Annotated in this window: 8 protein-coding genes; 6 read left to right on the top strand and 2 right to left on the bottom strand. The window is 54.4% G+C overall.

Annotated elements, in window-relative coordinates; all coding sequences use genetic code 11:
- Positions 1 to 7: 7 nt before the first annotated feature.
- Positions 8 to 2,761, bottom strand: a complete 2,754-nt coding sequence (locus MHI45_RS14215) for an alpha-mannosidase (protein ID WP_076114135.1) — start codon at positions 2,759 to 2,761, stop codon at positions 8 to 10.
- A 357-nt stretch (positions 2,762 to 3,118) separates the two neighbouring features.
- On the opposite strand from MHI45_RS14215, the gene MHI45_RS14210 reads away from it, so the two are divergent.
- The 6 genes from MHI45_RS14210 (at position 3,119) to MHI45_RS14185 (ending at position 13,285) form a co-directional block, all read left to right on the top strand.
- Positions 3,119 to 4,069: an ABC transporter permease gene (locus MHI45_RS14210; protein WP_341119164.1), complete on the top strand. Its 951-nt coding sequence runs from the start codon at positions 3,119 to 3,121 to the stop codon at positions 4,067 to 4,069.
- A gap of 16 nt (positions 4,070 to 4,085) precedes the next feature.
- Entirely contained in the window at positions 4,086 to 4,997 is a 912-nt protein-coding gene (locus MHI45_RS14205) for a carbohydrate ABC transporter permease (protein ID WP_076114136.1), read from the top strand.
- Between the two features lie 38 nt (positions 4,998 to 5,035).
- Positions 5,036 to 6,646, top strand: coding sequence for an extracellular solute-binding protein (locus MHI45_RS14200; protein ID WP_340896459.1), 1,611 nt, complete (start codon positions 5,036 to 5,038; stop codon positions 6,644 to 6,646).
- Positions 6,647 to 6,809: 163 nt separating this feature from the next.
- Positions 6,810 to 9,113 carry a glycoside hydrolase family 3 N-terminal domain-containing protein gene (locus tag MHI45_RS14195; RefSeq protein WP_341119163.1) on the top strand — a complete coding sequence of 768 codons (2,304 nt, stop codon included), beginning with the start codon at positions 6,810 to 6,812 and terminating at the stop codon, positions 9,111 to 9,113.
- Positions 9,114 to 9,116: 3 nt separating this feature from the next.
- Positions 9,117 to 12,266, top strand: coding sequence for an alpha-mannosidase (locus MHI45_RS14190; RefSeq protein WP_341119162.1), 3,150 nt, complete (start codon positions 9,117 to 9,119; stop codon positions 12,264 to 12,266).
- 2 nt (positions 12,267 to 12,268) lie between these two features.
- Entirely contained in the window at positions 12,269 to 13,285 is a 1,017-nt protein-coding gene (locus tag MHI45_RS14185) for a glycoside hydrolase family 130 protein (RefSeq protein WP_340896462.1), read from the top strand.
- 198 nt (positions 13,286 to 13,483) lie between these two features.
- Here the strand turns inward: MHI45_RS14185 and MHI45_RS14180 are convergent, their stop codons facing one another.
- Positions 13,484 to 15,820: a helix-turn-helix domain-containing protein gene (locus tag MHI45_RS14180; protein WP_341119161.1), complete on the bottom strand. Its 2,337-nt coding sequence runs from the start codon at positions 15,818 to 15,820 to the stop codon at positions 13,484 to 13,486.
- Between the last annotated feature and the right edge of the window lie 177 nt (positions 15,821 to 15,997).

Here is a 15,997-nt window from a genome sequence, read left to right as displayed (position 1 = left end):
GTTGATATTAGGGTTGTAAAGGTTGCAGCGCATAGGTGACAATTTGGGCTTTGCTGACGGAACTGCGAAGGATTCCTTCGTCGGATGCTTCCCTGTGGTTCCGCCGCTCCAGAATATCACTGGCGTATGCAGCCTGTACGGGAAAATGAGCCTTAAGCGTAAAATCCTGCTCCCTGTGCGCCAGATTATACCACCGCAGGACAACGTCCTCATTGTCTTCGGACATTTTGAATGCGGAGAGGGCCAGTGTGCGGCCTTGCCACTCCAGCGGCTGATACTCGGCAGGCAAGGAGCCCTGCTGCCAGCCGGTCTGGGCAGTGAACCATGGGGCCTGATATTGATAGGCCCAGGCAAAAGCCTCCGGCTCGGCGGCATCTCCGGCATAAGGACGAACCGCAAATTCTACGGTATGCTCACCCAGGCACTGGGCTTCCGGTGTAGGGAACACACCCCAGTCTCCCAGCTCCGACACGCTGCGCAGCAGGGTCACAGCAATGGTATTCCTCCCGTCGCGCAGGACCTCGTATTCATTCAGTCCTTTGTTGGCGATCATAAGTCCGGCGCTGCCATCCGACACACTGACAAAAGCCTGCTGATGCTGGGCGTTGCTTGGATTAATCCAGTCGGGAGCCGGATCAATATCGCGCTCCGCCGCTTCAAATATGGAATCAGCCAGAAGGGTGGAGGCGGTAAGTCCGGTAGGGAAAAGGACGCGCAGCCGGTGGTCCATAGCCTGATTATTAAACTTAGCAGAGATCTGAATGGAGGTCCCTGCAGCCTCAAGGCTAATCCGGGTCACGATCCGCAGCGGCACTTGCTCCGAGGAACGTCCTGCCTTGCGCTGCCGGAACGGAACCATTTTGCGTTTCTCTTCCGCGAACGCAGCATCGGCGGAAGCCGGGATTTCCCATTCGTGGACGATTTCGTAGGTAATGCGGTAAGGCTCATGCTCGGCAAGAGAGATTCGGGCCGTGAGGCCACGGGTAGTCAGCGGAACATCGCCCTCCGGCTGACGGAACACATACTCATTCCCCAAATCGCCGCAGTTCTCATAGACGCCGAGTCCCTTAAAGACTTTACCGGTATGTTTGTCCGTTACATCATAGGAGCCGTCCTCCCGGATCCCAATAACGAGGAAGTCGTTGGCCATTCCCTGTTCCATGAGTCTCAGTGGACTGGCAGCAGCTTCGGTACGGACATCCGGTGACTGTATCCAGGCGTATGTTTTGTAGCCGAGCGGCGGTACCTGTGCGGCCTCGAAGGTCAGACGGAGTTTGCGGGCCATATAAGGCTTACGGAACTGGTCGTCCGGCAGCTCATAGCCGAACTGGGTGCCCAGATCTTCCGCCCGGCAGGAAATGGTCTGCCCTTCACTGTCCAGCAGCCGGCCGTTGTCCAGATCAAGCGGCAGCCGGTCCAGCGCCTCGGCAATCGCCGCCGGGTTCGGCCCTTCCTTGAAATAGCGCTTGGCGACAATGACATCCACGCTTACCGTACCGCTGCGTTCCCAGCCTGTGGTATTGAAGACCGCTGCCGGAACGGCGGATTCCCCCCAGGAAGCCGTGTTTGCAGTACCGATCACTCCGGTTATGGTCTTCAGGCTTTCTTCAATAATGGCTTCACCCACATGTCTGCTCTTCTCGAAGCGTCCAATCATTTCGCGGTGAACCTCATCCACGCTGCAGCCGCAGATGCTGTCATGCGGATGATTCTGCATCAGGGTCTTCCAGGCGTAGGTTAGCAATGCATGGGGATAAGCCTTCCCGCTGACCAGATAAGCCAGTGTAGCCAGAGGCTCGGCGCCCTTCTCCAGCAGGGTCTGACCCCGCTGGTTCATCTGCTTCAGGTAGACGCGGGCGGAAGCGGTGTTCACAAGCGTCCCCCAGCCGTCGGTGTGCTGGCTGCGCAGCTCGCCGTTCACGGTCACGAGATCTTCAGGCAGCGAGGGCTTAAGCGCCTGCAAATACTGCTCGAAGCTGGAATGGACGAAATCCACATCCGGATACAGTTTCCTGGCGGTCTCCAGGGCATCGGCGAGATTGCGCTGCACAGGCTGATGATCACAGCCGTTCATGAATAGCAGCTCCGGGGTGGATGCATATTTACCGGCATCGGCAAGCTTTTTGTCCCAGAAGGACGTGGCTTCCTGCGCCTCCACAGGCACCTCGTTACCGTTGCTGTACCAGTTCGCGAAGAGCAGTCCGAGCACGCTTGAGCCGTCGGGAGACTCCCAGAGCATTTCGGAATAAGGCGATTCATAGCTTGCACTGTTCAGCTCACCGACCATATTGTCAAAGCCGGTCGGCTTCACACCGCGTCCGAACACTGCAGTCTCAATATCTGCCTGCCGGAGCAGCTGCGGCGCTTGTCCCATATTGCCAAAGGAATCCGGGAAATAGCCCAGCTTGGAGATGACGCCATACTTGGCCGCATCCTGATGGCCGATCAGCAGATTGCGGACATTGGCTTCCGAGCTCGTCAGGAATTCATCCTGCAGCACATACCAGGGTCCGATGACAATGCGTCCTTCACGGATGAATTGCTCCAGGATTTCTCTTTTCTCAGGATGAACCTGAAGATAGTCTTCAATAATAATGGTCTGTCCGTCCAGGTGGAAATAACGGTAGCGTTCGTCCTTCTCCAGGGTCTCCAGGAGTTCATTCATCAGCTTCGCCAGCAGAGCATGATGACGCTCGTAAGGCATGTACCATTCCCGGTCCCAATGCGTGTGGGAGATCAGGTGGGCGGTTGTACGGGTCATAACAGAAACCTCCTATATCGTCAGTCAATCCTTTAGTCAGGCATTCGTAGCAAATGTTTGCATACCTGTCCTGTGATCACAATATGTAACTTTTGCAGCCCGGAGGGAGGTTCATAATTCACACATTTCAGGCGGTGGTCCATATGAAGGTGACAATGGCAGAGCAGGCCGGAAAGTGCCGTAGCAGCGCGGTTTTACACTCCCTTAACATGACAATGCAGAACCTACATATTTACGATGTCAGCTTAGTTTCACTACAATTTGTGTTGTAAGCGTTAGCAAGAGTTGCATTGTGAAGAATGCGAAGCAGCTACACGACTTAATGTTACGTAAACTAACATAGAGAGGAGTGAAAGAATGAAGGGGAGTAACGCTGCGGTATCCGGAAGTCCTTCATTGAAGAACAAGTCCCTTGGCAAAAGGATCTGGAAAAACTGGGAGCTTTATCTGTTCATGCTTCCCGCATTACTGTATTTCTTCGTTTTTCATTATGGTCCGATGTACGGCATCCAGATTGCTTTTAAGAACTTCGTGCCTTCCAAAGGAATCACGGGCAGTGAATGGGTTGGTTTTGATCATTTCGAACGGTTCTTCAATTCCTATTTTTTCTGGGATCTGCTCTGGAATACCTTCAGCATCAGCTTCTATGAACTTGCGATCGGGTTTCCGCTGCCGATTATTCTGGCGCTGGCCTTCAATGAGGTCCGCAACGGTCCGTTCAAAAAAACGGTCCAAACGGTCACCTATGCACCGCATTTCATTTCTGTAGTTGTCATGGCGGGGATGATCATTACCTTTTTATCACCCTCCATCGGAATGATTGTGCGGGTCATTGAGTTCCTCGGATTTCAGCCTGCACAGTTTCTGACCGATCCGGCCTGGTTCAAGACGGTGTATGTCTTCTCGGGTGTCTGGCAGAGCACGGGGTGGGGGACCATTATTTATCTTGCGGCCCTCTCGGGCGTAGACCCCCAGCTGCATGAAGCGGCTATAGTGGATGGAGCGAGCCGGCTCAAACGGGTGCTGCATATCAATCTGCCGACAATTGTGCCGACGATTACGATCATGCTGATCTTGAATATGGGTAATATTCTCGGCCTTGGCTTCGAGAAAATCCTGCTGCTGCAGAACTCGCTCAATATGGAGGCTTCCGATGTAATCTCCACCTATGTATATCGCGCCGGCCTGGTGAACGCCCAATACAGTTTCTCAACGGCTGTCGGATTGTTCAACTCGGCGGTCAACGTCATTCTGCTGGTTACCGTCAACCGGATTGCCAAACGCACCAGTGAGAACAGCCTCTGGTAGAAAGGAGTTGAAGTCTATGGTTACTGCAATGAAAGAATCCAGGGGGGATAAGCTGTTTCTGATCAGCACCTATATTTATTTATGTCTTGCGCTGGTGGTTGTCCTTTATCCGCTGATCTATATTCTCAGCGCTTCAATCAGCTCCCCGCAGGACGTCAATTCGGGGGCCATGTGGCTGTTTCCGAAGAATGTGACTCTGGACGGCTACAAGCTTGTTTTTGAAAACCCTAAGATATGGAATGGTTATTTGAACACAATTATCTACACGGCGGCAGGGACCCTGCTCAATCTCGCCGTTACCCTGCCGGCCTCTTATGCGCTCAGCAGATCTGATTTTGTCGGACGCCAGCTGTTTATGGGCATCATTCTGTTCACGATGTTCTTCAGCGGCGGACTGGTGCCGACGTATCTGCTGGTCAAGAACCTGGGCCTCATTAATAGTATGGGTGCTTTGATACTGCCGGTGGCCGCTTCAGTCTGGAACATTGTCGTGGCCCGCACATTTTTTCAGACGACCATCCCTAAGGAGCTGCAGGAAGCGGCGCACATTGACGGCTGTACCAATCTGAAGCTGTTCATCCGCATTATTTTGCCGCTATCCGCACCGATTGTAGCCGTTATGGCCTTGTTCTATGGTGTAGGCCACTGGAACAGCTATTTTCCGTCCCTGATCTATTTGAATGATGAAGCCAAGTATCCGCTGCAGATGGTTCTGCGCCAGATCCTTGTCCTTCAGGAAATGTCGGCCGAAACCACGGGTGCCGCGATTAACAGCGAGGTGGCGATGGCCATGAATTCGAAGGCAGAAACGGCATCGCTGATCAAATATGGAGTCATTGTCGTCTCCACCCTGCCCATTGTGGCTGTCTATCCGTTCCTGCAGCGTTACTTTGTCCAAGGGGTCATGATTGGCTCTGTCAAAGGGTAAGTGTATAAAATGTAATGATAATAAGGGAGGAATCATCTATGCAGACCACACGCAAACCATGGAAGCTTCTGCTGTCTTCGGCTGTGATCCTGACACTGCTGGCAGGCTGCGGCAATTCGAAAGAAGGGGCAGCGAACAGCGGTACCTCAGAAGTCACTGTGAGTAAGGAAGGATTTCCGATTGTAAGTGGACCCGTTACGTTAACGATGCTGGCACCGGATGTAGGGATTCAAAACTGGGAGAACATGGCTGTGCTTCAGCAGATGCAGGAGCTTACCGGCATTACGCTGGAATACCAGAATGCGCCGAAGGACAGCTTTGAGACCAAAAAGAATCTGGTGTTTGCGAGCGGGGATTACCCGGATATTTTTTATGCTGCCGGTCTGACGACTGCAGAACAGATGAATTATGGAGAACAGGGTATCCTGATTCCCCTGGAGGATCTGATTGATGAATATGCCCCGAACTTCAAGGCGCTGCTGGAGGAGAATCCCGATGTCCGCAAGTCGATTACAGCACCGGACGGGCATATCTATTCCTTGCCTGTGGTGGAGCTCAGCCAGCACTGGTACCGCAACCCGATGTGGTATAACGGGGATTTCCTGAAGGCGCTGAATATTGACAAGCTTCCTGAAACGACCGAAGAGCTGTATACCTATCTGAAGCGTGTGAAGGAGGAAGATCCGAACGGCAACGGCGTCGCAGATGAAATTCCCATCTCCTCGGTGACGACAACCGCAGCGAATCTCCGCGATATCCGCACATGGCTGCTGGGCGCTTTCGGCATCTATGAGGAAGAAATCTACGTGGATGACAACGACACGGTGCATTATACACCGCTTGAGGCAGGCTTTAAGGAGTATTTGACCTATATGAACCGTCTGTGGTCCGAAGAACTGCTGGATCAAGAGAGCTTCTCGCAGACCGCAGAGCAGAAAAAGGCTAAGGCGCAGGACAACCGTGTTGCCCTGTTCTCCGACTGGCATGCTTATATGACTAAAGGCGGAGAGCCTTCGACGGCAGATCCGATGTTTGCGCCCGTTCACAGCGAATCGGTTGCCGCCCCGGCGATTGCCAAGAACAGAGGGATTACTACCGGCGCGTTCGCCATCTCTGAGAGCAACCCGCAGCCTGAAGCCTCCATCCGTTGGGTAGATTATCTGTATTCCTATGAAGGTGCGCTGTTCTTCAATAAAGGGCCGGAGGGAACACTCTGGAATTACACTGATAAAGAAAATAGAGTCAAGGAGTACCTGCCTGTACCAGACGGCAAGGAAATGGAAGATTACCGGGCGACCTTGACGCCTAACTACGGCATCCCGGCCCCAACCCTCTCCATGGATGATATCAACAAGGGTCTGAAGACGGACTTTGACCTTTGGGTGGAGCAGGAGACTAAGCAAAAGCTTCTCGATAAGGGAGCGCGGATTCCGTTCCCGGCCTTGTTCCTCACCGTAGAAGAGCAAACCGAAATCAGCAGTCTGAATTCGGATCTGAGCACGTATGTGAAGCAGATGGAAGCGAAGTTCATCACCGGTGCCGAGCCGCTCTCCGGCTGGGATAATTATGTGGCGACTGTCAAGAAAATGGGCGGTGAGCGTGTGGCCGAGATCAATCAGGCTGCATATGACCGCTGGAAATCCAACTAATTCAGGTCTCTATCCTGAAATAACAGTGTCCATACTAAGGACATTGTTATGGAAGCCTCGAATTTGGCGAAGCCAAATTGAGGGCTATCTTCTTCGAAATTTCATCCTCTGAAGTGCCGCCAAAGAGCGGCATGATTGTCTATTGCAGAAAGGTGCTGTAGAAATGATCTATAAGGATAAAACAAGCCCTGTGGCGGATCGGGTACAGGACCTGTTGCAGCGAATGACACTTGGAGAGAAGGCTGGGCAATTAGTCCAGCCTTTCGGGTGGCAATGTTATGAGAAGCGTCCGGACGGAACCACGGGTATGACGGAAGCCTTCAAACGACAGGTCGCAAGCGGAGGCGTTGGCTCTTTGTATGGAACTCTGCGTGCAGATCCATGGACTGGCGTCACACTGGAGACGGGCTTGTCCCCGAAGGAGGGGGCGGAGGCGGTTAATGCCATTCAGGCTTATGCCATGAAGGAGAGCCGTCTTGGCATTCCGATCCTGTTCGGCGAGGAATGCTCACACGGGCATATGGCTATTGGTGCGACTGTATTTCCAGTGCCGCTGGCCCTGGGTAGTATGTGGAATCCCGAATTGTACCGGGAGATGTGCCGGGTAGTGGCACTCGAGACCCGCAGCCAGGGCGGAGCGGCGACCTATTCGCCGGTGCTGGATGTGGTGCGGGACCCGCGTTGGGGGCGGACAGAGGAGACTTTTGGCGAAGACCCGTTCCTGATTGCCACGATGGGAGTGGAGGCGGTAAAGGGATTGCAGGGCGACCGGCTGGATGCAGATGACTCCGTTCTGGCGACTCTGAAGCATTTCGCCGCCTATGGCAGCTCGGAAGGCGGACGGAATTCCGCGCCTGTGCATATGGGGCTCCGCGAGCTGCATGAGGTGGATCTGCTGCCCTTCCGTAAAGCGGTGGAAGCCGGAGCTTTATCTATTATGACTGCTTACAATGAAATTGACGGTGTTCCTTGCACGACGAACCGTTATCTTCTGCAGGATGTGCTGCGGGAACAATGGGGCTTTGACGGGTTCGTGATCACGGATTGCGGAGCGCTGGGCATGCTGACGAACGGGCATAACACAGCGGACAGCGGGGAAGCGGCGGTGGCCCAGGCGCTGCTGGCCGGAATCGATATGGAGATGTCGGGGGAGATGTTCGAGAAGCATATTTCCAGCGCTATCCATCATGGACGGCTGCAGGAGTCCGACCTGGATCGCGCTGCTGCCCGGATTCTGGAGCTGAAGTTCAAGCTCGGGCTGTTCGACCGTCCCTTTGCCGATCCTGAGCAGGCCGAGCGGACGATAGGCAAGCCGGAGCACCGTGAACTGGCGCGGCGTATTGCCGGCGAGAGCATTGTTATGCTGAAGAATGAGGGCGGAACGCTGCCGCTAAGCAAGGTGATCGGGAAGCTCGCAGTTATAGGACCCAATGCGGATGCATCGTACAATCAGCTGGGCGATTATACCTCGCCTCAGCCCAAAGGCGCTATTGTCACTGTGCTGGACGGGATTCGAAATGCGCTGGACGGCGGGCTGGACAGAGTGCTGTATGCTCCCGGCTGCCGGATTAAAGGCGATTCCCGGGAAGGCTTCGCGCATGCGCTGGCCTGTGCAGCCGAGGCGGATGCTGTTGTGATGGCGATTGGCGGATCAAGTAGCCGAGACTTTGGCGAAGGGACGATTGATCTGCTCACCGGTGCTTCTGTCGTGACCGAACATTCCTGGAGCGATATGGAGTGCGGCGAGGGCATTGACCGTGCCACACTGAATCTGATGGGCGTGCAGCTTGAGCTGGTGCAGGAAATCCAGAAGCTGGGTAAGCCGCTGATTGTGGTCTATATCAATGGCCGTCCAATTGCCGAGCCATGGATTGTAGAGCATGCCGATGCCATTCTGGAAGCCTGGTACCCCGGTCAGGAAGGCGGGCATGCCATTGCCGACATTCTCTTCGGCGCAGTGAACCCTTCCGGGCGGCTGACCATCAGTATTCCGAAGCATGCCGGTCAGCTCCCCGTGTATTACTACAAGCGGCGGACAAGAGGCAAGCGGTACCTGGAGACGGACTTTAATGCCGAGTATCCGTTCGGCTACGGACTTAGCTTCAGCGAATTCAAATACAGCAACTTGAAGGTGGAGCCCGCCGTCATTTCTGCAGATGATGAAGCGCGTGTATCCGTTGATGTAACCAATTCTAGTGCCCGGGCGGGGAGCGAGGTGGTTCAGCTGTATATTTCAGACCTGGCCTCCAGCATAACCCGTCCTGAGAAGCAGCTTAAGGCCTTCCGCAAGATCAGCCTCCAGCCGGGAGACACACAGACGGTTACGTTCAGGGTCGGCAGGGAGCAGCTGGAATACGTATCGGCAGATTTAACGCGGATCGTGGAGCCAGGGGAATTTACGATCATGGCGGGACCTCACTCTGCAGAATATTTGACGGCACCGCTCCATGTCAGGGAGGAGGGCTGAGCCATGAAGCGTATGAACCGTTTTATCGGCTGGCTGGCCAAGAGGCAGTGGGCGGAGAAGATAGAACTTAAGGAATGGAGTATGCGCAAATCCTGCTACATTTCACCCGGCGTATACGAGCACGAAGAGGAGCTTCATCAGAATTACAAGATTTCACGGCTCGACGGAGGCTATGGTACCACGTATTTCCTTCAGCATCAGGTCGCGGTTCCGGAAGGCTGGCCGCGCGAAGAGACTGCACTGCTCTATTTGGGCCGCGGGGAAGGCCTCCTGAGTATTAATGGAGTGCCGCACCATGGCCTGGACAGCAATCATTGGTTCATTCCTCTGCCTCCCGGCGCTGCAGGAGATGAGCTTCAGCTCGGCATCGAGCTGTATGATCCGGTGCCTGAGCCGGAGGACCCCCTGAACCGCCAGGCGGTGATTAAGCCGCCGCTGACCGGGATTGAAATCACACTCGTGCGTGTAAATCCTCCCGTATACAGCCTGCTGCATACGGTGAAGACGGCGCATGAAGCGGCCCTGCTGCTGCCTGCAGAGGACGGGCGCCGCATACGTATCCTGAAGGCGCTGGAGCGGGCGATGGACACGCTCTACATGAAGGAGCATCTGCTCCATGACGGCAATACCGTCGCAGGTGCTGAACAGCAGCTGCGGGCGGAGGTAGCGGCGGAAAGGCCAGAAGGGCTGTCCGCCGGAAAGATGCATATGGTCGGCCAGTCTCATATTGATATTGCCTGGCTGTGGCCGGTCCGGGAAACGGTACGCAAGGTCAGCCGGACCTTCTCTACGGTCTGCGCATTGATGGATAAGTATCCGGACTTCCGCTACTCCCAGAGCCAGCCACAGCTGTATGCCTTTGCTAAGGCGAACTATCCGCAGCTGTACGAACGGATTAAGGAACGGATTGCCGAGGGGCGGTGGGAATTGGTCGGAGGTATGTGGGTGGAACCGGATTTGAACATCCCCAGCGGGGAATCACTGGTGCGGCAGATGCTGTATGGTCAGGGCTTCTATATGAAGGAATTCGGCAAGCGGTCCACGATTGAATGGCTGCCTGATACCTTCGGCTATTGCGCTTCTCTGCCACAACTGTTGAAGCAGGCTGGAATTGATTATTTCATGACTACCAAGCTTGGCTGGAATGATACCAATCCCTTCCCGCATACGCTGTTCCACTGGGTCGGCATTGACGGAACGAAGATCGTGGCCTATCAGAACCACGGGGTAAACGAGCATACCCATCCGAAGGATGTCCAGGAGCACTGGCAGGCCTATGCCCAGAAGGACCGGCATGATGAGCTGATGCTGCTTTATGGCCACGGTGACGGCGGAGGAGGGGTCACCCATGAAATGCTGGAATACGTGGCCCGTACCGGCCTGACGCCGGGCCAGCCAGTCAGCAGATTCTCTACTGCGGAGGCTTTTTTCTCGGAGATCAGCTTGCGCCAGCCGGAGCTTCCCGCGTGGCACGGCGACCTCTATCTGGAGCTTCACCGGGGAACGTTCACTACACATGCCTTTAATAAACGCAGCAACCGCAAAGCGGAGGTCCTGTACCGGCAAGCAGAGATCTGGAGTGTGCTCGCGGAAAAGAGCGGGCTTCTGAAGCATCTGGAACCGGAATATCCGGAGCTTGCCGAAGGATGGAAGCTGCTGCTGCTTAATCAGTTCCATGACATCATCCCGGGTACTTCAATTCCGGAAGTGTACACCACCTCGCGGGAGCAATACGCGGAAATATTCAGCCTGGGCCAGCAGGTGCTGGACACTTCACTCCGTGCATTGGCAAGCGGAGTGGATACTTCGGGAGAGGGCCGTCCCTATGTGGTCTTTAACAGCCTGGGCTGGGAGCGGACGGAGCTGATCCGGCTTGAGGGGGACAGCAGTCTGACTGCGGTGCAGGCGTTCGATGAAGACGGCTTGCTGGATAGCGAATGCTGGAACACGGATGGAGCCGGCGGCAGCTATACGCTGGCAGTCCGGGTCCGCAGGGTCCCCGCCTTTGGCTGCCGGACATTCTGGCTGCGGGAAGCGGAACAAGCCGGCGGACGGCATGAGCCTCAGGGACAACTCAGCGCCGGAGAAGCCTTCCCGGAGCAATGGGAGACAGAGCATTATATTCTTAAGTTTAATGAAGACGGGGAAATCAGCCGCTGGTACGACAAGAGTGCCAGCCGGGAGTTGCTTCAGCCCGGGCAGACCGGCAACCAGCTGCAGTTCTATCATGATACTCCCCCTCTATGGGATGCCTGGGACCTGGACCCGCGTTATGAGCAGCAGCCTGCAGGCCGGGCGAAGCTGCTGGTCCGGCAGGTCCTGGTCAGCGGACCTGCACTGACGGTGCTGAAATTCCGCTGGCAGCTGAATGAATCCCTGATTGAGCAGGAGATCATTCTGCCCCGGCACAGCCGCAGGGTAGATTTTCAGACCCGCGTAAGCTGGAAAGAGGAGCACAAAGTGCTGAAGGCTGCTTTTCCGGTGGATATTGTGGCCGCAAAGGCTACGTATGAGATTCCGTTCGGGGCACTGGAGCGTCCGACTCACCGCAACACCAGCTGGGAGCAGGCACAATTCGAGGTCTGCGGCCACCGCTGGGCGGATTTGTCCGAGGGAGGCTATGGCGTCAGTCTGCTGAATGACTGCAAATACGGCTATGACATCCATGACGGAGTGCTGCGCCTCTCGCTGCTGCGCGCCCCCCGCTGGCCGGACCGCTATGCGGATCAGGGGGAACATGAATTTACGTATTCTCTGTATCCCCACGCTGGCGAATGGCGTCAGAGTGCTGTTGTGCGGGAAGCTGCGGAGTTGAACGAACACTTGCTGGCGGTCAGCGAAGAGTCTCATCCCGGCAGCTATCCGGGTACCTATGCCTGGCTTGGTTTTCAGAGCGGGCATGTGGTGCTCGATACGATCAAGAGTGCAGAGGACGGCAGCGGGACCATTGTCCGGCTGTATGAATCCGCAGGCAGCAGAGATACGGCTGTGCTGAACTGGAAGGCTGATGATATCCGCGCCTGCCGGGTGAATCTGCTGGAGACTGAGACGGGTCCCGTGGAGTCTTCCGGCGGAGTTATCCCGCTTTCTTTTAAACCCTATGAGGTTCAAACAATCAAACTATACCATGAACATTATTCGCAGGAGGAATAGACATGCAAATCACAAGACATCCGAATAATCCGATCGTCGTCCCTGGCGGTTATGAATGGCGAAAGGTTACGGTCTTCAATCCTGCGGTCATCATCGATAACGGGAAATTCTATATGATCGAGCGCACCGCAGGCTCCCTGACCCCGTGCAAGAACTTTCTGGGCCTGCTGGAGAGCGAGGACGGCGTGAACTTTACCCACGTGAAGGATGAGCCGATAGTGACGCCCGATATGCTGGGATTTCCTTACGGCAGTGTGCAGGACCCGCGGATTGTCAAAATCGACGGAACCTTTTATCTGAACTATGCCCTGCGCCCCTGCGCCATGAGCTATTATCCTACCGGGGCGGGTGTCCCGGAGCGCTCCATTCCGGAATACCCGGATGGCTGGGGGGAAGAGGAGGGGCATTGGCTGACCCGGTCATCCATTCTGAAATCGGATAATCTGCTGGACTGGGAGTTTGTTGCGGACACGACACCGCTGGATATCAATGACCGGGATAATATTCTGTTCCCTGAGAAAATAGGCGGCAAATTCGTGCTGCTGCGCCGTCCCGAGGAATACGTGGGTGAAGCCTACGGAACCGAGAAGGCGGCCATGTGGATTACCTACTCCGAGGATCTTATCCATTGGGAAGAACCCAAGCTGCTTGCCACAGCCGGGAATCTATCCTGGGAATCGCGGAAGATCGGAGGCTCTACACCTCCGGTACGTACGGACAAGGGCTGGCTGGTGCTTTATCACGGCGTCGATGAGGACATTGTCTACCGTGTAGGAGCCATGCTGCTGGATTTGGAGCAGCCGGAGAAGGTCATTGCCCGGACACATAATTTCATTATGGAGCCGGAGACGTATTATGAGAAATTCGGTTTTCAGATCCCCAATGTCATCTTCCCGACTGGAAATGTAGTCAAAGACGGGCTGCTTTACATCTATTACGGGGTAACGGACACGGCGATTGCGCTCGCGACCGTTCCACTGGATGAGCTGGTAGAGCATATCCTGAAGGAAGCACAGTAGCAAAATAACCCCACAAAGTGGGGCCTTAGCTTCAAATATAAGAATTTATATGCTTCGCATTGTAAATTATCCTTCTATTTCTCGCTGAAACGATACCGTCCTACAAAAAGGACGGCAAAGCAGTTTCCACTTGGGTGTTTACTCACGTGCTTTGCGGGGCCCCAAAACATATAAAGAAAGGGCGGAAGCTTCGCCAATTTAAACCGGTCTTTTCGCAGCAGTTCCCTTCAAGGCATGGTCCTTGCGGTACTGTCCCGGCGTCAGACCGGTTTCTTTTTTGAACTTGCGGATAAAATTCGGCGCATCCAGATAACCCACCTGCTCAATGATTTCCTTAAGCGGTGCGCTCGTATTCTCCAGCAGCCGGATGACCTCATCCACCCGCCGCTGCCAGATATACTGTGAGAAATTGCTGCCAGTCTTCTCTTTGAAGCTCCGGCTTAAATAAGAGGTCGATATGGCGAACTTCAGTGCCACATGCTCCAGGCTGAGTGTATAATCCGCGAACTGCTGGTCTACGTAAGCAAGTATGTCGTCCATTAATGTGGACTCACCTGTCTCCGTATTTCGCTCAACCTGCTCACAGATGGCGGTGGCCAGAGAGCGCAGGCGGCTCTCCAGCTCTTCGAGAGTCTCGAAGGAGGTCAGTCCCGGCATATCTGCGAACACTTCGTCCATACCAAGCTCGGAGGCTGTGCGCAGAAAAGCGTTCAGCAGATCGAAACAGATGCAGCGCAGCAGACCAGCCTGCAGCGGCTCATCCTTAATTGTGTCGATGGTGTCAGCAATCATTTGCCGGGCAACGGATTCATTGCCCTGCTTAAGGCTCTGCTCCAGCTTCAGCATGGATTTGCGCGGAATCCAGAAGTTCTCGGCGGCAGGCGGATTCGGCTCGGTCAGCTGCTCAAAGTAGGTCACTTGCCCGCTGCGCCGGATCATCCGGTGCTCCAGCGCTGCAGCGGCTTCGATGAAGGATTGATTGAGCCGCGCCAAGTCCCTGTAGGCCATGCCGACACCGATGCTCAGCGCCAGCTGCGAGTGCTCGCGAATCACAGCTTGAACAGCTTCAATAACCTGCTCCATGCGGCTCTGAACCGGTCCGTCCTCATCGCCGGGAAGTGAAATAATCAGGGCAAACTGGTCCTTGGCTGAGAATTCAACACCGAAAATCTGGGCATCAGGACCGGGCAGGCATATATTGCTGAGCATCTCCTGCAGCAGATGGCGTTCATGCGAGGAGCTGGCGCCCGGCACAGTGTTATCCCAGGACAGGATGGCCGAGAAATAGAGGTCTTGTCCTTGCGGATGCCTAAGGCCGGCGCTAAGAATCATCTGTTCAATCTCGGGATCATCCGGCTTGCCGTGCTTGAGCAGCAGCAGCATACACTGATTGCGGACAAACGGCTCCTGCAGATCAATTCTGGCACTGTACTCATGAAGCGTTTGCCGGATCCATTCCCATTCGTTACGGAGCTTGAGAGACTCGTTGCCGCTGCCTCTCAGCTTGGCGAACTCCATCAGATCCTTGATCGGATGGTACTGCCGTTTGGCCAGCAGCAGTGCAGCCGCTATGCCGGTGATGACCGTAATACAGAAGACGAGCAGGATCAGCGTCTGGACATGGGCAACGCGGCTAAAAAATTGGAAGCTTGGCATCGTGGTCACGTAGGTCCAGCCATTTTCTTCGGATTGTACAGAGACGACAGAATACTGTTCACCGTCCAGCTCGAGACTATGTATGCCCGGCTCAAGTGTAGACAAGGTGTTCAGTTCCTCCTTGGGCAGGTTGACGCCGTGGCTGTTCGCGGTCAGCACCTCACCGGTGGCGCTGAAGATATAGCTGCTTCCCGAGAAATTCCTGAGAATCGAATCCATGACGCCGGTCAGCTTCGATTCTTTCATCAGGTACACAACGGTCCCGTAGGGGAACGGATCATTCGGTTTAACCGGAACGAGCATGACCAGCATGGATTCCTTGCGGGAGTTGACAGTCACATTCTCCGCCGGACGCATCAACGGCTGTCTGGTCTCGTTAAGCGCCTGACGTATGTTTTCCGGGCTCCAGTGCTCAAATTGGTAGAGGGTATTGAACGCAACATTAAGATCGGCCAGCCCGCGGTAAGAATAGATGTTGGAATCATCATGAAAATAGAGAAAGAGGTCTTCCGCAATGCTGCTGCTGGCTTTGTAGTTCGCCAGCACCTGGATCGCCTCCAGGCTGTAGTAAGGATGTCTTACCATGTAGGGAGTGAGATGTCTATCATAGGCAATTCTGCCCGAAATTTCCTGAAGCTCGACCATACGGGTATCTATAGTGTTCTTCACCTGGTTGAGCTGGTTGACATTGGATTGCTCAATTTCGACACGGAGGCCCTTTACAGCGTTTTCATAGACGAAGATAGTTACGGCGGTTAAAGGAATAAGGAACATGAGGATATAGGATAAAGCATACTTCATCAGCAGTTTGGATTTGAGATGATTCCAGTTTAACCGGAATCTGGCGAGCAAGGATGACTTGAGTGCAGATTTTGCCATTATGCGTCCCTCCAGCGTTAAGATGTTCAAATTAGAATTATTTAAATGATAAATCACTGTTCTCTTCTTGATCAAACTTATGCTAATATAAACATTATAACATTATAATCTTTAATATGGAGCAGCAAGTTAAGTTTAAATTCAAATATGCTGCTATCCGGGTTGAAGAAGGAGATG

It is taken from the genome of Paenibacillus sp. FSL H3-0321 (assembly GCF_038002865.1).
Lineage (GTDB): Bacteria > Bacillota > Bacilli > Paenibacillales > Paenibacillaceae > Paenibacillus_AQ.
Note: the sequence above shows the minus strand (reverse complement) of the source record. Positions and strands in the feature narration are given on the sequence as shown.